The sequence below is a fragment of the Pantoea sp. USHLN256 genome, from assembly GCF_037149875.1.
GTDB classification, from domain to species: Bacteria; Pseudomonadota; Gammaproteobacteria; order Enterobacterales; family Enterobacteriaceae; genus Pantoea; species Pantoea nemavictus.
This window is the reverse complement of the sequence record NZ_JBBCQO010000002.1, coordinates 406,436-427,005: the sequence shown is the minus strand read 5'-3', so window position 1 is coordinate 427,005 and position 20,570 is coordinate 406,436. Positions and strand designations below refer to the sequence as shown.

The following is a 20,570-nucleotide window of genomic DNA, read 5'->3' as shown; positions in this document are numbered from 1 at the left end:
CCATAAACTCACTGGCTTGTATCAATCGTATTTGCTTGAAATAACGTAGAAAAACCCTCTTTCCTACAGCTAAATCCTCCTCATTCCTACATTCCAAGACCCGGCTTGATTCAGACGATTCTTATAGTTGGTAGGATCCTAACATCTGGGGAAATCTCTCAACTGTTGAAGACTCTCTCAGGCTCACTCTGCGTCGCCCGGAAGGTTGACGTCAAAATCAATTCACACTTAAGGGATCATCCATGAGTGCAGTTCAGGTAAATGCGGCAGTCGTTGAGAACAACACGATTGTCAGAGCGGAAGTGTTAACCAGCGCCAAGGCGGTGAAGGTTAAAGCGATTCCGGGCGGCAAATACATTCTTTCTGAAGGCGAGAAAGGTTTTGCCCCGGAAAACATCACATTAAAGCGCGTAGGCAAAGACCTGCACGTGGTACTGGAAGGCGCGGATCTTGAGCATCCGGCGCTGATTATCACTGACTACTACGACAACGCCGGTGAGCTGGTAGGTAAAGGCGAAGACGGCCAGTGGCATGAATACACCGCAACCAGCGGTGAAGAGGGCGATGAAGCCGCCTTCCTGATGGACGGTGAAAGCAGCGCCGTGGCGCTGGGCGCCGTAGAGTTCCCGGGCGCAGCGGGCCTGAACAACCTGAGTATGGCCGGCTTTATGCTGTCGCCGGCACTGATTGCGCTGGGCGCACTGGCGGCGCTGGGCGCGGCCACCGGCCTCGGCATGCTGGTTGGCAAGCACATGGCGGAGAAAGACAACAACAACGGCAATGGCAACGGCGGCGATAACGGCAACGACTACGACGACGGCAGCAACGGCGGCCCGAACATCCCGACCTCCATCGTGGTTGGCAGCGTGCGCGACCAGCAGGGCAACGTGATTAACCCGGGCGACCACAGCGCAGAGAAATCCCCGATCTTCACCGGTACCGGCAAGCCGGGCAACAAAATTGAAGTGACCGACGGCGGTAAAATCATCGATGAGCTGGTGATCGGCGATGACGGAAAATGGACCTGGACGCCAAAACCACCGCTGGACGACGGTGAGTACGATATCGTACTGGTTGAGCGCGACCCCATCACCGGCAAGCCAAGCCTGCCGCTGCCGGGCTTTGAGATGGTCGTGGATACCGTGGCACCGGGCCGCGCTGAAATCGAAGATCTGCACGACGAAGACGGCGTGTCGATCATCAACCCCCCTTCCTTTGAAATTGCCGGCACCTTCAACGCGGGCGAAATCTACACCAACAAAAACAAGCCAACATTGATCGGTAACGCCGAGGCTAATACCTTCGTCGACGTCTATCTGAACAACGTCAAGGTCGGCGAAGCCGAGGTCGGCGCCGACGGCCGCTGGCGCTATACCTTCACCAACGAGCTGGCGGACAATCGCTACAGCTTCCACGTGGTGAACCGCGACAAGGCCGGCAACACCGGCTTACCATCCCCCACTCTGAGCATCATCATTGACACCCAGGCCCCGGCCGAGCCGGTGATTACCGCCATCGAAGATTCGGCGGGTCAGCCGATCACCGGCGGCAGCACCCCGGACGGCGAGCCGGTGTTTAAAGGCACCGCCGATCCGTCAGAAGCCGGCGCGAAAATCGAGCTGCGCGACCAGAACGACAACCTGCTGGGCACCGCCATCGTCGGCACCGACGGCAGCTGGGAGGTGCGCGTCTCCCCGGCGCTGGCCGAGGCGGAGTACGACATCATTGCCGTTATCATCGATAAAGCCGGCAACAAAACCGAAATGACCACCCCGGTGCGTCTGGAAGTCGATCAGACCGCGCCTGAACTGCCGGGCGAGGGCGGCGTGGGCCTGCCGGGCGACGTGCTGGAAGGCGCGTGGGATAACGTTGAGCCGCGCACCGGCTGGATCGACCCGACCGTGCCGACCAACGACCCGCGCCCTGAGTTCCGCGGCGCCGGCCTGGAGTCGGGCGACACCGTCTACATCTATGACCGTTCCGAGACGCCACCGCTGCTGATCGGCACCCAAGTGGTCGGCACCGACGGCACCTGGAGCTTTGAGCCAACCACCGACATGGGCGAAGGCGAAAAGCGCATCGTGATCGTGGTGCGCGACGCCGCCAACAACGAAAGCGAGCCGAGCGACGAGTTCGTGTTTGAAATCGACCTCACGGCACCGGCCGACCCGAGCCCGGGCATCGGCCTAGGTCAGCCGTTTGAAGGTGCCTGGGATGACCAGGGCGACCAGACCGGCTGGATTGCCGACGGTACCGTCACCGACGACGCCCGTCCGGAATTTAAGGGCGCAGGCCTGAACCCGGGCGACATCGTGGTGATTTACAACGGCGCGGTCGCGATGCACAGCGTGGTGGTAGAGGACGACGGCAGCTGGACGTGGACGCCGGAGCTGCCGCTGATGAACGCGGACTACAGCATCTCGATCGCCATCCGCGACGCAGCGGGCAACGAATCGGCGAAAACCGACTCGCTGGACTTTACTCTCGGCGCGGGCGGCCGTCCGGCGGTGCCGGGCATCGACGGCATCTTTAACGATGACGGCGACAGCCTGATCCCGATCAACAACGGCTACCACACCAACGACAACACCCCGCTGATGAAGGGCACCGGCGTAGACGGCACCGTCATCATCATCCGTAACGGCCCGGGCCCGGACAACATCGTCGGCTCTGCCACCGTCACCGGCGGCGCGTGGGAATGGAATCCGGATCCGGCGCTGGACGACGGCACGTACAACCTGAACGCGACGGCGCGTACCCCGGCGGGCAACGAAAGCGGCACCACCGGCGATCGTCAGATCATCATCGACACCGAAGCACCGGCGGCGCCGGGCGGCATCGTGCTGTGGGATAACGTCGGCACCACCGGTCCGGTTGCGGCAGGCGGCACCACCGACGACAGCACCCCGCAGCTGCGCGGCACCTCGCCGGAGATCGGCGCGAAGGTCATCATTAAAAACGCCGCGGGCACCACCATCGGCACCACCTACGTGCGGGATGACGGCAGCTGGCAGTTTGACGTACCGGAACTGCGCGACGGCACGCACAGCCTGACGGCACAGGTGGAAGACCTGGCCGGCAACCTCGGCCCGGCGTCACCGGCGTTTGAATTTGTTACGGATACCAGCGGCGTGGGCGTCAGCATCACCGGCATGGTGGGCAACGCCAACGACGACCCGCTGGACGTGACCAATAACGGCGTGGTCAACGACACTACCCCGACCCTGAAGGGCACCGCGACGCCGGACTCGGTGGTCAGCATCTACATTGACGGCGAGTTCTACACTACCACCACCTCTGACCGCAACGGGCGCTGGGAGCTGCAGATTGAACTGGCCGACGGCGAGCGCGGCTACGTGATCCACGCCACCGTGACGGGCAGTACCGACCCGAGCAACAACTTCAACGTTGAGCTGGACACCACGGCGCCGGACGGCACCTTCGACAGCATCACCGACAACGTCGGCAACCCGTCGGCGACCCCGTCGATGCCGGTGGCCAGCGGTGAGTACACCAACGACCGCTCGCCGGTGATGGCGGGTACCGCCCCGACCAACACCATCGTCTACATCTATGACGACGCGCGCGGCCTGATTGGCACCGAAGTGGCGGTTAACGGCACCTGGAGCCTCAGCCCGGGTACCCCGCTGAACGACGGCGAGTACAACCTGCGCGTGGTGTTTGAAGACGCGGTGGGCAACAAGTCCGACGCGAGCGACCCGGCGTGGGTAATTATCGTCGACGCCACCGCCCCGGCCGAGCCGGTGCTGGAAGGCATCGAGGACAGCAGCGGGCAACCGATCACCGGCGGCCTGACCAACGAGCCAAGCCCGGTGTTCAAAGGCACCGCCGATCCGTCCGAAGAAGGCTCACTGATTGAGCTGCGCGACCAGAACGACCGCCTGATTGGCAGCGGCGTGGTGCAGGCAGACGGCAGCTGGGAAGCGGTGGTTTCACCGGCGCTGACCGACGGCGACTACGCCATCACGGTCGGCATCAAGGATCCGGCGGGCAACACCGTGACCATCCCGGCACCGATCAACCTGGAAATCGACCAGAGCGAGCCAACCCTGCCGGGCGACGGCGGCGTGGGCCAGCCGGGCGACGTGCTGGAAGGCGCGTGGGACAACGTTGAGCCGCGCACCGGCTGGATCGACCCGACCGTGCCAACCAACGACCCGCGCCCGGAGTTCCGCGGCGCCGGCCTGGAGCCGGGCGACACCGTCTACATCTATGATCTGTCTGAAACGCCGCGCCTGCTGATCGGCACCAAAGTGGTGGGCACCGACGGTACCTGGAGCTTTGAGCCGACCACCGACATGGGCGAAGGCGAAAAGCGCATCGTGATCGTGGTGCGCGACGCCGCCAACAACGAAAGCGAGCCGAGCGACGAGTTCGTGTTTGAAATCGACCTCACGGCACCGGCCGACCCGAGCCCGGGCATCGGCCTTGGTCAGCCGTTTGAAGGCGCCTGGGACGACCAGGGCGACCAGACCGGCTGGATTGCCGACGGCACCGTCACCGACGACGCCCGTCCGGAGTTTAAGGGCGCAGGCCTGAACGAAGGCGACATCGTGGTGATCTACAACGGTGACGTGGCGATGCACAGCGTTATCGTGCGCGCCGACGGCACCTGGACGTGGACGCCGGACCTGCCGCTGATGAACGCGGACTACAGCATCTCGATTGCCATCCGCGACGCAGCGGGCAACGAATCGGCGAAAACCGACGCGCTGGACTTTACTCTCGGCGCGGGCGGCCGTCCGGCGGTGCCGGGCATCGACGGCATCTTCAACGATGACGGCGACACCCTGATCCCGATCAACAACGGCTACCACACCAACGACAACACCCCGCTGATGAGGGGCACCGGCGTAGACGGCACCGTCATCATCATCCGTAACGGCCCGGGCCCGGACAACATCGTCGGCTCAGCCACCGTCACCGGCGGCGCGTGGGAATGGAATCCGGATCCGGCGCTGGACGACGGCACGTACAACCTGAACGCGACGGCGCGTACCCCGGCGGGCAACGAAAGCGGCACCACCGGCGATCGTCAGATCATCATCGACACCGAAGCACCGGCGGCGCCGGGCGGCATCGTGCTGTGGGATAACGTCGGCACCACCGGTCCGGTTGCGGCAGGCGGCACCACCGACGACAGCACCCCGCAGCTGCGCGGCACCTCGCCGGAGATCGGCGCGAAGGTCATCATCAAAAACGCCGCGGGCCAGACCCTCGGCACCACCTACGTGCGGGATGACGGCACCTGGCAGTATGACGTACCGGAACTGCGCGACGGCACGCACAGCCTGACGGCGCAGGTGGAAGACCAGGCCGGCAATCTCGGCCCGGCGTCACCGGCGTTTGAATTTGTTACGGATACCAGCGGCGTGGGCGTCAGCGTCACCCAACTGGTAGGACATGCCAACGCGGAAGACCTGATCGTCAGCAACAACGGCGTGGTCAACGACGACACCCCGACGCTGAAGGGCACCGCGACGCCGGAGTCGGTGGTCAGCATCTACATTGACGGCGAGTTCTACACTACCACCACCTCGGACCGCAACGGGCGCTGGGAGCTGCAGATCGAACTGGCCGACGGCGAGCGCGGCTACGTGATCCACGCCACCGTGGCCGGCAGCGCCGACCCGAGCAACAACTTCAACGTTGAGCTGGACACCACGGCGCCGGACGGCACCTTCGACAGCATCACCGACAACGTCGGCAACCCGTCGGCGACCCCGTCGATGCCGGTGGCCAGCGGTGAGTACACCAACGACCGCTCGCCGGTGATGGCGGGTACCGCCCCGACCGGCACCATCGTCTACATCTACGACGACGTGCGCGGCCTGATCGGCAGCGAAGTCGCGGTGGGCGGTACCTGGAGCCTCAGCCCGGGTACCCCGCTGAACGACGGTGAGTACAACCTGCGCGTGGTGTTTGAGGACGCGGTGGGCAACAAGTCCCGTCCGAGCACCCCGGCGTGGGTGATTATCGTCGACGCCACCGCCCCGGCCGAGCCGGTGCTGGAAGGCATCGAGGACAGCAGCGGGCAGCCGATCACCGGCGGCCTGACCAACGAGCCAAGCCCGGTGTTCAAAGGCACCGCCGATGCGTCCGAAGAGGGCTCGATCATTGAGCTGCGCGACGCGGGCGGCCGCCTGATTGGCAGCGGCGTGGTGCAGGCAGACGGCAGCTGGGAAGCGGTGGTTTCACCGGCGCTGACCGAGGGCGACTACGCGATTACCGTCGGCATCAAGGATAAGGCGGGCAACACCGTGATCATCCCGGCGCCGGTCAACCTGGAAATTGACCTGAGCGAGCCTGAACTGCCGGGCGGCGGCGAAGTGGGCATGCCGGGCAACGCGCTGGAAGGCGCGTGGGATAACGTTGACCCGCGTACCGGCCCGATTAGCGCCGGCGACGTCACCAACGACCCGCGTCCGGAATTCCACGGCGCCGGTCTGGAAGCGGGCCATACGGTCTACATCTACGACCTGTCGCAGGATCCGCGTCAGCTGATCGGCACCAAAGTGGTGGGCACCGACGGCACCTGGCGCTTTGAGCCAACCGCCGATATGGGCCCGGGCGAGCACCGCATTGCGATTATCGTGCGTGACCCGGCGAACAACGAGAGCGCGCTGAGCGACGAGTTCGTGTTCGAAATTGATACCGACGCACCGGACGCACCGGAAGTGATCGGCATCGAGGACAGCAGCGGTAACCCGGTGACGGGCGGCGCGACCAACGACAAAAAACCGGTGATTATCGGTACCGGCAACCCGGACGATGCGGGTTCCATCGTTGAAATCCGTGACGAAGACGGCAACGTGGTCGGCACCGGCGTGGTCGGCGGCGACGGCGGCTGGCGCGCGGAAGTCGACCCGGAGCTGGACGACGGCGACTACAACCTGGTGGTGGTGATTGTTGACCCGGCCGGCAACGAAACCGAAATGGAAGGCGCGCCGATTGAGCTGGAGATCGATACCGAAGTACCGGGCGTACCGGAAGTCATCGGCATCGAAGACACTGACGGCAACCCGCTGGGCAACGTGACCAACGTCACCAACCCGGTGATCGTCGGCACCGCGCCGCCGGAAGACGCCGGCCTGGTGGTCGAAATCCGTAAACCGGACGGCAGCGTGGTCGGCAGCGGCGTGGTGGGCCCTGACGGCGGCTGGGAAGCCCCAATTTCTCCGGCGCTGACGGAAGGGGATTACGAGCTGATCGCGGTCATCAAAGACCCGGCCGGCAACGAAACCGAAATGACCGGCGCACCGATCGATCTGGAAATCGACCTCACGCCGCCGGGCGAGCCGGAAGTGATCGGCATTGAGGACGCGGACGGCAACACCCTCGGCGACGTGATTAACGTCACTAAGCCGGTGATTGTGGGCACCGCGGATCCGGCCGACGAAGGCATGCTGGTGGAAATCCGCGACGTGGACGGCACGGTACTGGGTACCGGCCGCGTAGAGGAAGACGGCAGCTGGCGTGCACCGATCGATCCGGAGCTGGAAGAGCGCGAGTACGAGCTGGTGGCGGTCATCGTTGACCCGGCCGGTAACGAAGCGCCGATGACCGGCGCGCCGATTGAGCTGGAAGTGGACATCACGGTACCGGAAGCGCCGGAAGTGATCGGCATTGAAAGCGTCGGCGCCGAAGGTGGCGTCACGCCGCTGGCGGTACTGGAGCTGATCACCAACAAACCCGATCCGGTGATTATCGGTACCGCAGCGCGCAGCGAAGCCGGGTCGAGAGTTGAACTTCGCGACACGGAAGGCAACGTGCTCGGTTCGGGCATTGTGACGGGTGAGGGCACCTGGCGTGCGCCGATCGACCCGGCGCTGCGCGACGGCACCTATGAGCTGGTTGCGGTGCTGATTGACCGCGCCAACAACGAAACGCCGATGCGTGACACCATCAACCTGACCATCGACACCGTAGCACCGGTGCTGCCGGACGGTGAGATTGGCCCGGGCAACGCGTTTGAAGGCGCCTGGGATGACCAGGGAGATCGTACCGGCTGGATTGCGGAAAGCGCGGTAACTGACGATGCGCGTCCGGAGTTCAGGGGCGCAGGCCTCGACGCGTTCGTGGGTGACTTCGTGGTCATCTACAACGGCGACACCGTGCTGACGACCGTCGTCATTCAGAGCGGCGGCACCTGGACGTGGACGCCACCGGCGGATCTGCCAAACGCCAGCTACGACATCAGCATCGCAATTCGCGACAAGGCGAAGAACGAGAGCGAGCGCAGCGATACGCTGAGCTTTGAGATTAACAACGGCGTCGCGCTGCCTGCAGCACCGGTGGTGACCGGGATGTTCAACAACGAGGGTGGCAGCGACGTCGCGATCACTAACGGCTTCACCAACGACACCACGCCAGCGATCCGCGGCACCGGCGTGAACGGCACCATCGTGACCGTTTACAACGGCACCACGGCAATCGGTTCGGCACGCGTTGTCGGCGGGGTGTGGGAAGTGATCCCGGACCCGGCGCTGACCGAAGCGGTCTACACGCTGACGGCGAAAGCCGCCAACGCGGCCGGTAACGAAGGCGCGGCGAGCCCGGCGATCAGCCTGACGGTTGACACCACGGTCCCGACCGCACCGGTCATCACCCGCATCGAGAACGACAGCGGCGCGGAGATTATCGGCAGCACCACCGACCGCGACCCGCTGTTCAAAGGGACGGCGGATGCGTCGGAAGTGGGCGCGAAGATCGAACTGCGTGACGCCAGCGATAACCTGCTGGGTACTGGCTACGTGCGTGGTGACGGGACCTGGCAGGTGCTGGTAACGCCACGTCTGACGGCGAACCAGAGCTACAACATCAAAGCGGTGATTACCGATAAAGCCGGTAACACTACTGAGATGGCAAGCGGTGTGAATCTGCGTATCGATGCAATAGCACCGATTCTGCCGCCAATTGGGGAAGCGGGCGATGGAGGCTTTGTTGGTGACCGATCCAGTCATGATATGGCGATATATGCATTTATTGGGAAATTAGAAAAAAATAAGGTTTATACATCTTTAGGTGGAGCAAGCTTTATCTCTACAGGTGGAGTTGGCGCAGTTGAATCGACCAGTGAGCTAACCTGGAATGCCACCTGGAATATTCCCGATGGATGGAATAAAGGAGTATTAAGATTCAGCCAGGGTAGCAAAACCGAATTCCATTTCAATACGGATGAGCAGATCAAATTCAATATAAATATACCTGGTAGCCCGGGTAGAGGCTTCCTTTCGCTTTTCGATGGTGAAGGTGCGTTTATTGAACGAATTGAAATTCTTAGTACTGGGACTCGTTTACAAACTGTTTACCCGCCTGCAGGTGGTAAAATAGGTAAAATTGTGCTGGAGGCATATAGCGGTCCGATAGAAATGTCTAATCTTACGGTTTCTAAGGCTAGTGGTATGTCTGCGGTAAAAGCAGGTAAAGAGGCATTTGATGCTTTCAGCGAAGGGGATATTTTTTCAGCAAGTAAATGGCATGATCTAAGTAGCGGTCTCAGTGTTTATAGTACGGCTGGGGCCAGTATAACAGCTGATCAACAATTGAATCTTTCAATTTCAAATACGAAGCGCGTTGAACTCAAGGTTGGTCCAGCTCATTATGTTACGTTTTACTCAGATGTAGCAATTAATGACGTTAAAATACAGTTGGTTACCGACAAAAATGTAATGTTTGACACCATCATTGGCATTAAAGAAGGAAGGAATGTTCTCAATGCAAAAAGTATTGAAGGGCTAGTGATTGGTCGAATAATCATAACAGGAAATAGTGATGTCGATATCAATATTGATAATCTCGTTTGGGGGAACAAACCATCGACTTCTATTAATAAACCGCCATCTGCTATTCCATTGCCAGTAATTTCCCCTAATACTGAATTACTGGAAGACTTTAATAGTTATGGTCATACATTCCTTCCTTGGGAAGAAGCAGTAACTATAGATGGTCACAAACGATACTTACGCTATCTCTCAAATGGTTTAGTGTACGAGTCAAACCATAATCCTTGGGTAGCAGACTCATACAAAAGATTGGACATTAGAATGTATGACGGTCCAGCTCCAACGCTGAAATTTGGTACAGGCGCATCTACAATAAAATTCAGCGCAACAACTAACGGAGGGGGAGGAGGCAATCCGCAATTCCGTATATATGACATTGATGGCAAGGTTATTACCACACGAAGTATTTCTGGTGACAATAGTTGGACATCCTATACTGCTCCAACAGGCAGGGTGATTGGAAAAATTGAGTTCTTTGGTGGTGGTGCAACCATTGATAATGTTACATGGACCACGCCGCCGGCCAAAAGCCGTAGCATGGCAGATGCAATTGAGGATGAAAATTCGCTGTTGTTAAATGACGAAATGGTACAACTGGCGAAATTAGGTGAAGAGCAGCAGGACGAAATTATCGGCACCGAAGGCAGAATCGATATTCTGGCGGTACAGGGCGAAGATCAGCTTATCGATCTGACCCGCCTCGGTGAGATGGTGAAATCGGTGGAAGTGATCGACCTGACCGGCAGCGGCAATAATACGCTGAATATCAGCCTCGGCGATATTCTGGCGCAGGGTGGCACGAACCTGTTTATTAATGACGACACCACGCAAATGATGGTGAAAGGTAATGAAGGCGACGTATTAAACCTCAGCGATTTAGTCGAAGGCGCCGATTCCGGTGACTGGGCGAAAGTCGAAGGCACGGTGCAGGTTTCCGGTGTCCGCTATGAGGTTTATAAACACAGCTCGCTGGAAGCAGAGTTATTAGTGCAGGAGGGGATCCAGACCAACCTGTTGAATAACTGATAACCCTTAACCTTATTAACCATTATTACATTCCGGCTCCCTGATAAAGGGAGCCGCGGAGGAGTCATGACTATTTTTAAATCTTCAGCCCTTGTTCTGGCACTAAGCGGCGCGCTATTTGCTGCAGCACCAGGCACGGCCGCGCCAGCAGCCACCGCGTTTGCCGGCAACTATCAGCCGGTGGCCAAAGTGGCGGCATCGCAGGCGCAAATCGTCTTCTACCGTGAAGCCGACCAGCACGCCGGCAGCGCCAACGTCTACGTCGACGGCGAATTCCAGGCGGCGCTGCTGCCGCAGGGCTTCACCACCTTCTGCGTGGCACCGGGCACCCACAGCCTTGGCGCGTTCGTTAAAGACGCACCGATGTACGCCGGCAAACGCAGCCAGCCGTTTCGCGCCAGCCTTGAAGGCGGCGAAACCTACTTTGTCAAAGTGGGTGACGGCCTGAGCGGCATGCCGCAGTCAGTCACGCGCAGCGACGCCGAGCGCGCCATGAAAGCGATGCGCCAGCAGGCGCACACGCTGTCCCGCGCCTCTACCGTCGAAGCCTGCCAGTACGTCGGCGTGGCGGAGAAGCAGTACAAGGATTACTCGCTCTCCAGCGACGTGCTGTTTGCCTTTGGCAAATCCAGCCGTGCGGATATCACCCGCAACGGCCACACCGCGATTCGTGAGCTGGTGCAGCAGATCCGCCGTGAAAACACCACGCTGCGCAACGTGCAGGTGATCGGCCACACCGACCAGATCGGTTCCGCCGCCGCCAACGAAGCGCTGGGTCAGCGCCGTGCGGAAACCATCCGCCTGCTGATGGTGCAGGCCGGCATTCCGGCGCGTGATATCACCGCCGCCAGCGCCGGCATGAGCGAGCCGCTGGTGCACGACTGCTACGGCAGCAAAGCCGAGCAGATCGCCTGCTACGCACCGAACCGCCGCGTGGCCATCCGCGTAGACGGCAGCAGCGAAGTGCAGGAGTAAGCATGCTACGCGGCGGCATTGAATCCGCCACGCAATAAGCCAACATCCATCTCAGGGCCGGTTAATACCGGCCTTTTTTGATACTGTTTTCTGGAAAATTCTGAGTAGAATTAAGAAATTACCCTTTTTAAAAGCATCATTTCCAAGACCCCGCCCTCTTACGTCAGCTATCTGAATTGTTAGCATTTCCCTCTCTGAAAATACGTTCACATGACGAATGTATCTCTCAGGCTCACTCTGCGTCGCTCACCTCAGAGCGTTAAAAATCAATACACACATAAGGGATTATCCATGAGTGCAGTTCAGGTCAATGCGGCCGTTGTTGAGAACAACACGATTATTAAAGCGGAAGTGCTAACCCGTAACAAAACGGTCAGGATTAAAGCCATTCCGGGCGGTAAATACATTCTTGCTGAAGGCGAACAGGGTCTTGCACCGCAAAACATCACATTAAAGCGCGCCGGTAAAGATCTGCACGTGGTGCTGGATGAGTCAGAGCTTGAGCATCCGGCGCTGATTATCACCGGCTACTACGACAACGCCGGTGAGCTGGTCGGTAAGGGCGAAGACGGCCAGTGGCATGAGTACACCGCCGCCAGCGCGGAAGAGGGCGATGAAGCCGCCTTCCTGCAGGACGGCGAGAGCAGCGCCGTGGTGTTAAGCGCCGTGAAATTCCCGGGCGCGGCGGGGCTGAATAATCTGACCATGGCGGACTCTGTGATGTCGCCGGCGCTGATTGCGCTGGGCGCGCTGGGCGCGCTGGCGGCGCTGGGCGCGGCTATCGGGCTGGGTGTCCTCGTCGATAAGCACATGCTGGATAAAGACGATAACGGCAGCAGCAACAATAACGGCAACGGCAATGATACTGTCGGCGGCGGCAGCGCCTACGACGACGGCAGCAACGGCGGCCCGAACATCCCGACCTCCATCGTGGTCGGCAGCGTGCGCGATCAGCAGGGTAACGTGATTAATTCTGGCGACCACAGCGCAGAGAAATCACCGGTGTTTACCGGGACCGGCAAGCCGGGCAACAAAATAGAAGTGACCGACGGCGGTAAAATTATTGATGAGCTGGTGATCGGCGACGACGGAAAATGGACCTGGACGCCAAAACCCCCGCTGGACGACGGTGAGTACGATATCGTACTGGTTGAGCGCGACCCCATCACCGGCAAGCCAAGCCTGCCGCTGCCGGGCTTTGAGATGGTGGTTGACGGCATCGCGCCGGGCCGCGCCGCAATTGACGATCTGCACGACGAAAACGGCGTGTCGATCATCAACGCTCCTTCTTTTGAAATTGCCGGCACCTTTAACGCCCGGGAAATCTACACCAACAAAAACAAACCGACGATGCTCGGCAGCGCCGAGGCCAACACCTTCGTTGAAATTTATCTCAACAACGTCAAGGTCGGCGAAGCGCCGGTCGGCGCCGACGGCCGCTGGCGCTATCCGTTCACCGACGAGCTGGCGGACAACCGCTACAGCTTCCACGTGGTGAACCGCGACAAGGCCGGCAACACCGGCTTACCTTCCCCGGCCATCAGCATCATCATCGATACCCAGGCCCCGGCCGAGCCGGTGATTACCGCCATCGAAGATTCGGCGGGTCAGCCAATCACCGGCGGCAGCACCCCGGACGGCGAGCCGGTGTTTAAAGGCACCGCCGATCCGTCGGAAGCGGGCGCGAAAATCGAGCTGCGCGACCAGAACGACAACCTGCTGGGCACCGCCATCGTTGGCACCGACGGCAGCTGGGTGGTACGCGTGTCCCCGGCGCTGGCCGAGGCGGAGTACGACATCATTGCCGTTATCATCGATAAAGCCGGCAACAAAACCGAAATGACCACCCCGGTGCGTCTGGAAGTCGATCAGACCGCGCCGGAGCTGCCGGGCGAGGGCGGCGTGGGCGAATTGGGCGACGTGCTGGAAGGCGCGTGGGATGATCTGGAGCCGCGCACCGGCTGGATCGATCCGACCGTGCCAACCAACGACCCGCGCCCGGAGTTCCGCGGCGCCGGCCTGGAGGCCGGTACGACGGTGATGATTTATGACATGCGCACCGTCCCGCCGACGCTTATCGGCACGAAAACCGTCGATGAATATGGCAACTGGGCCTATGAGCCAGAAAACGATCTGGATGAAGGTGAAAACCGCATTGCGATTAAAGTGCGCGACGCCGCCAATAACGAAAGCGAGTTCAGCGACGAGTTCGTGTTTGAAATCGACCTCACTCCTCCGGACAACCCGAGCCCGGGCATCGGCCTTGGTCAGCCGTTTGAAGGCGCCTGGGACGACCAGGGCGACCAGACCGGCTGGATTGCCGACGGCACCGTTACCGACGACGCGCGTCCGGAATTTAAGGGCGCAGGCCTGAACGAAGGCGACATCGTGGTGATCTACAACGGTGACGTGGCGATGCACAGCGTTATCGTGCGCGCCGACGGCACCTGGAGCTGGACGCCGGATCTGCCGCTGATGAACGCGGACTACAGCATCTCGATCGCCATCCGCGACGCAGCGGGCAACGAATCGGCGAAAACCGACGCGCTGGACTTTACCCTCGGCGCGGGCGGCCGTCCGGCGGTGCCGGGCATCGACGGCATCTTCAACGATGACGGCGACAGCCTGATCCCGATCAACAACGGCTACCACACCAACGACAATACCCCGCTGATGAAGGGCACCGGCGTTGACGGCACCATTATCATCATCCGTAACGGCCCGGGCCCGGACAACATCGTCGGCTCTGCCACCGTCACCGGCGGGCAGTGGGAATGGAATCCGGATCCGGCGCTGCGCGACGGCACCTATAATCTGAACGCGACGGCGCGTACCCCGGCGGGCAACGAAAGCGGCACCACCGGCGATCGTCAGATCATCATCGACACCCTGGAGCCGGCGGCGCCGGGCGACATCGTGCTGTGGGATAACGTCGGCACCACCGGTCCGGTTGCGGCAGGCGGCACCACCGACGACAGCACCCCGCAGCTGCGCGGCACCTCGCCGGAGATCGGCGCGAAAGTCATCATCAAAAACGCCGCGGGCGCTACTATCGGCACCACCTACGTGCAGGATGACGGCACCTGGCAGTATGACGTACCGGAACTGCGCGACGGCACGCACAGCCTGACGGCGCAGGTGGAAGATCTGGCCGGCAACCTCGGCCCGGCGTCACCGGCGTTTGAATTTGTTACGGATACCCGCGGCGTGGGCGTCAGCATCACCGGCATGGTGGGCAACGCCAACGACGACCCGCTGGACGTAACCAACAACGGCGTGATCAACGACGAAACGCCGACCCTGAAGGGCACCGCGACGCCGGACTCGGTGGTCAGCATCTACATTGACAACGTGCTGTACACCACGGTCACCTCGGACCGCAACGGCCGCTGGGAGCTGCAGATCGAACTGGCCGACGGCGAGCGCGGCTACGTGATCCACGCCACCGTGGCGGGCAGCGCCGACCCGAGCAACAACTTCAACGTTGAGCTGGACACCACGGCGCCGGACGGCACCTTCGACAGCATCACCGACAACGTCGGCAACCCGTCGGCGACCCCGTCGATGCCGGTGGCCAGCGGTGAGTACACCAACGACCGCTCGCCGGTGATGGCGGGTACCGCCCCGACCAACACCATCGTCTACATCTATGACGACGTGCGCGGCCTGATTGGCACCGAAGTGGCGGTTAACGGCACCTGGAGCCTCAGCCCGGGCACCCCGCTGAACGACGGCGAGTACAACCTGCGTGTGGTGTTTGAAGACGCGGTGGGCAACAAGTCCGACGCAAGCGACCCGGCGTGGGTAATTATCGTCGACGCCACCGCGCCGGAAGCACCGGTGCTGGAAGGCATCGAGGACAGCAGCGGGCAACCGATCACCGGCGGCCTGACCAACGAGCCAAGCCCGGTATTTAAAGGCACCGCCGATCCGTCCGAAGAAGGCTCAATCATTGAGCTGCGCGACCAGAACGACCGCCTGATTGGCAGCGGCGTGGTGCAGGCAGACGGCAGCTGGGAAGCGATCGTTTCACCGGCGCTGACCGACGGCGACTACGCCATCACGGTCGGCATCAAGGATCCGGCGGGCAACACCGTGACCATCCCGGCACCGATCAACCTGGAAATCGACCAGAGCGAGCCAACCCTGCCGGGCGACGGCGAAGTGGGCATGCCGGGCAACGCGCTGGAAGGCGCGTGGGACAACGTTGATCCCCGTACCGGCCCGATTAGCGCCGGCGACGTCACCAACGACCCGCGTCCGGAGTTCCACGGCGCCGGTCTGGAAGCGGGCCACACGGTCTACATCTACGACCTGTCGCAGGATCCGCGTCAGCTGATCGGCACCAAAGTGGTGGGCACCGACGGCACCTGGCGCTTTGAGCCAACTACCGATATGGGCCCGGGCGAGCACCGCATTGCGATTATCGTGCGTGACCCGGCGAACAACGAGAGCGCGCTGAGCGATGAGTTCGTGTTCGACATTGATACCGACGCACCGGACGCACCGGAAGTGATCGGCATCGAGGACAGCAGCGGTAACCCGGTAACCGGCGGCGCGACCAACGACAAGAAGCCGGTGATTATCGGCACCGGCAACCCGGACGATGCGGGTTCGATTGTTGAAATCCGCGACGAAGACGGCAGGGTGGTCGGCACCGGCGTGGTCGGCGGCGACGGCGGCTGGCGCGCGGAGGTCGATCCGGAGCTGGAAGACGGCGACTACAACCTGGTGGTGGTGATTGTTGACCCGGCCGGGAACGAAACCGAAATGGAAGGCCCTCCGATTGAGCTGGAGATCGATACCGAAGTGCCGGGCGTACCGGAAGTCATCGGCATCGAAGACACCGACGGCAATACGCTGGGCAACGTGACCAACGTCACTGACCCGGTGATCGTCGGCACCGCGCCGCCGGAAGACGCCGGCCTGGTGGTCGAAATCCGTAAACCGGACGGCAGCGTGGTCGGCAGCGGCGTGGTGGGCACCGACGGCGGCTGGGAAGCCCCGATCGCTCCGGCGCTGACCGAAGGTGATTACGAGCTGATCGCGGTCATTGTTGACCCGGCCGGCAACGAAACCGAAATGACCGGCGCACCGATCGACCTGGAAATCGACCTCACGCCGCCGGGCGAGCCAGAAGTGATCGGCATTGAGGACGCGGACGGCAACACCCTCGGCGACGTGATTAACGTCACTAAGCCGGTGATTGTGGGCACCGCGGATCCGGCCGATCAAGGTTCGCGGGTGGAAATCCGTGATGAGGACGACAACGTGCTCGGCACCGGCGTGGTGAATCCTGACGGCACCTGGCGTGCACCGATCGATCCGGAGCTGGAAGAGCGCGAGTACGGGCTGGTGGCGGTCATTATTGACCCGGCCGGTAACGAAGCGCCGATGACCGGCGCGCCGGTTGAGCTGGAAGTGGACATCACCGAGCCGGAAGCGCCGGAAGTGATCGGCATTGAAAGCGTCGGCGCCGAAGGTGGCGTCACGCCGCTGGCGGTACTGGAGCTGATCACCAACAAACCCGATCCGGTGATTATCGGTACCGCAGCGCGCAGCGAAGCCGGGTCGAGAGTTGAACTTCGCGACACCGACGGCAACGTGCTCGGTTCGGGCATCGTGACGGAAGCGGGCACCTGGCGTGCACCGTTCGATCCGGCACTGGACGACGGCACCTATGAGCTGGTTGCGGTACTGATTGACCGCGCCAACAACGAAACGCCGATGCGTGACACCATCAACCTGACCATCGACACCACCGCACCGGTGCTGCCGGAAAGTGAGATTGGCTTAGGCAACGCGTTCGAAGGCGCCTGGGATGACCAGGGCGACCAGACCGGCTGGATTGCGGAAAGCGCGGTCACCGACGATGCGCGTCCGGAGTTCAAGGGCGCAGGCCTCGACGAGTTTGTCGGTGACGTGGTGGTGATTTACAACGGCGACACCGTGCTGATGACCGTGACCATTCAGCCTGGCGGCGTGTGGACGTGGACGCCACCGGCTGACCTCGGCAACGGCAGCTACGACATCAGTATCGCGATCCGTGACAAGGCGAAGAACGAGAGCGAGCGCAGCGACACGCTGAGCTTTGAGATCAATAACGGCGTTGCGCTGCCTGCCGCGCCGGTGGTGACCGGGATGTTCAACAACGAGGGTAGCAGCGACGTCGCGATCACCAACGGATTCACCAACGACACCACGCCAGCGATCCGCGGCACCGGCGTGAACGGCACCATCGTGACCGTTTACAACGGCACCACGGTAATTGGTACGGCGCGTGTTGAAGGCGGCCGCTGGGAAGTGATCCCTCAGCCGGCGCTGACTGAAGCGGTCTACACGCTGACGGCGAAAGCCGCCAACGCGGCGGGTAACGAAGGCCCGGCGAGCCCGGCGGTTAGCCTGACGGTTGACACCACGGCACCGACCGTACCGGTCATCACCCGCATCGAGAACGACAGCGGCGCGGAGATTATCGGCAGCACTACCGACCGCGATCCGCTGTTCAAAGGCACGGCGGATGCGTCTGAAGTGGGCGCGAAGATTGAACTGCGCGACGCCAGCGACAACCTGCTGGGTACCGGCTACGTACGCGGTGACGGTACATGGGAGGTACAGGTGTCACCACGCCTGACGGCAGACCGAGACTACAACATTAAAGCGGTGATTATCGATAAAGCCGGTAACAGCGCGGAAATGGCGAGCGGAGTGGATCTGCGGATTGATCCGACCTCATCAATATTGCCGCCGGGAGGTGTGGGCGAGCTAGTAGATATCGATGGAGGAAGAGACGCAAAAATAGGGTTGTATACCGGCGCGCTTGAAAACAACAAAATTTATACAACTCAGAGTGGCATTCAATTCGTGTCAACGGGAGGCAGCAGAGGACCGATTGGAACTGCAAGGGTAAACGGTATTACCGAGCAGCAAATGTATGATTATTCCAAGCAACAATGGATAACGGTTTTAGGTGGCGGAGGCGTTCAGGCTGGTGCCCTACAGTTCAGTTACGGTAGTAAAACCGAATTCCATTTTGGTGCACAGGATAGAGTGGCAATGAAATTCAATGTGCCAACATCCGGCGAAACTTGGGTATCGATATTTGATGAAAATGGCTCGCTAGTTCAGCGTTTGCAGCTTCCTGCCGGTGATTCTGTAGAAACCTTTAGTGCCTCAATGGGGTTAGGTATCGGAAAAATAGTACTGGAAGTAAACACCAGAACAGTTGGTGTTGTCAGCGTGTCTGATATGAAGTTATTTGAGCATCAAATTCTTGAATGGTCTCCAGGCGGAATAACACCAGAAGGGAAGTCAGGAAGCGAACTATTTAGTGCATATAAGAAATATGACAAGCTTGAAGCTGGCGTAGTACATGAATTCGCAGATGGCTTGACACTGCAATCAAGTGTGCAAGGAGAAGCTGACGTTGACGGCAGGCTGAGATTTAATCTCAATACTGCTAGAGGAGATGCAGTAACACTGGATGTTGGTTCGGCTGAATACGTCCATATCAAAATGAAAATGACCTCATATGGTTTAATTAGAATTTTTGATACGAATGAGGAGTTATTGCAAGTCATTGAACCTTCGACCCTGGAGACAAATGAACGATTCATTGCGCCGGAAGGTAAAATGATCGGAAAAATATTAATTAGTACTAATGGTAAAGCCAGTAATGCATATGCCTATATCGACGAAGTTACATGGGGTGAACTTCCAGGGGCGAATCTAACGCCACCAACAGATATTTCATTGCCTGCTGGACCAGCTCCTGGAACAGAGCTACTTGAGACATTTAAAACCTCTGGTCGCGTCATGTCGGGTCACAAAGTTGTCTATGATGGAGTAACGCAATATGCTAACTACTTTGACAACGGGTTAACTTTACTTTCGCGCACGACTCAGATGTCGGGTTATCTTTCGAATCAAAGCATCCTGATTTACGATGCATGGGATAGCATTGACTATAGAGCTACATTGCTCTTTGGCACAGGTGCAACGCAAGTATCCTTCGATGCGCTTAAAGCTCATAACGTTCTTGAGCCTAGCAGCCGTAGGCAATATAAAGTTTACGATACCGAGGGGAACCTTTTAGTTACACGCGGTATTTCAATGAGTAATAACTCATATGTAGCTCCTGCGGGTAAGATTATTGGAAAAATTGAGTTTATTAAATATGAAGGACTTATTGATAACGTCAAATGGACTACACCACCGGTAGTGTCAACTTTCAATACGCAGGAAGACGACAACCTACTAATGTTAAATGATGAGATTGTGCATCTTAGTAATCTGTCAGAAGGTAATGAAGGCACTATTATCGGCACCGAAGAGAGAATCGATATTTTGGCCCTCCAGGGCGAAGATCAGCTTATCGATCTGACCCGCCTTGGTGAGATGGTGAAATCGGTGGAAGTGATCGACCTGACCGGCAGCGGCAATAATACGCTGAATATCAGCCTCGGCGATATTCTGGCGCAGGGCGGTACTAACCTGTTTATTAATGACGACACCACGCAAATGATGGTGAAAGGCAATGAAGGCGACGTATTAAACCTCAGCGATTTAGTCGAAGGCGCCGATTCCGGTGACTGGGCGAAAGTCGAAGGCACGGTGCAGGTTTCCGGTGTCCGCTATGAGGTTTATAAACACAGCTCGCTGGAAGCAGAGTTATTAGTGCAGGAGGGGATCCAGACCAACCTGTTGAATAACTGATAACCCTTAACCTTATTAACCATTATTTAATTCCGGCTCCCTGAGACA

3 protein-coding genes are annotated in these 20,570 nt (G+C 59.8%); all 3 read left to right on the top strand.

Annotated features, from left to right (window positions below; all coding sequences use genetic code 11):
* Nucleotides 1-242 precede the first annotated feature (242 nt).
* The 3 genes from WFL93_RS06955 to WFL93_RS06945 all read left to right on the top strand — a co-directional run bounded on the left by WFL93_RS06955 (nucleotide 243) and on the right by WFL93_RS06945 (nucleotide 20,522).
* Nucleotides 243-10,832, top strand: a complete 10,590-nt coding sequence (locus tag WFL93_RS06955; protein WP_336777643.1) for an Ig-like domain-containing protein — start codon at nucleotides 243-245, stop codon at nucleotides 10,830-10,832.
* 66 nt (nucleotides 10,833-10,898) lie between these two features.
* Nucleotides 10,899-11,807 (top strand): OmpA family protein, encoded by a 909-nt coding sequence (locus tag WFL93_RS06950; RefSeq protein WP_336777642.1) that lies wholly within the window; start codon nucleotides 10,899-10,901, stop codon nucleotides 11,805-11,807.
* A 291-nt stretch (nucleotides 11,808-12,098) separates the two neighbouring features.
* Nucleotides 12,099-20,522, top strand: a complete 8,424-nt coding sequence (locus tag WFL93_RS06945; RefSeq protein WP_336777641.1) for an Ig-like domain-containing protein — start codon at nucleotides 12,099-12,101, stop codon at nucleotides 20,520-20,522.
* Nucleotides 20,523-20,570: the final 48 nt, after the last annotated feature.

What these genes read in the sequence shown, in the direction of transcription:
- WFL93_RS06955 (WP_336777643.1), top strand. Translation starts at nt 243, where the DNA reads ATGAGTGCAGTTCAGGTAAATGCGGCAGTCGTTGAGAACAACACGATT.
- WFL93_RS06950 (WP_336777642.1), top strand. Translation starts at nt 10,899, where the DNA reads ATGACTATTTTTAAATCTTCAGCCCTTGTTCTGGCACTAAGCGGCGCG.
- WFL93_RS06945 (WP_336777641.1), top strand. Translation starts at nt 12,099, where the DNA reads ATGAGTGCAGTTCAGGTCAATGCGGCCGTTGTTGAGAACAACACGATT.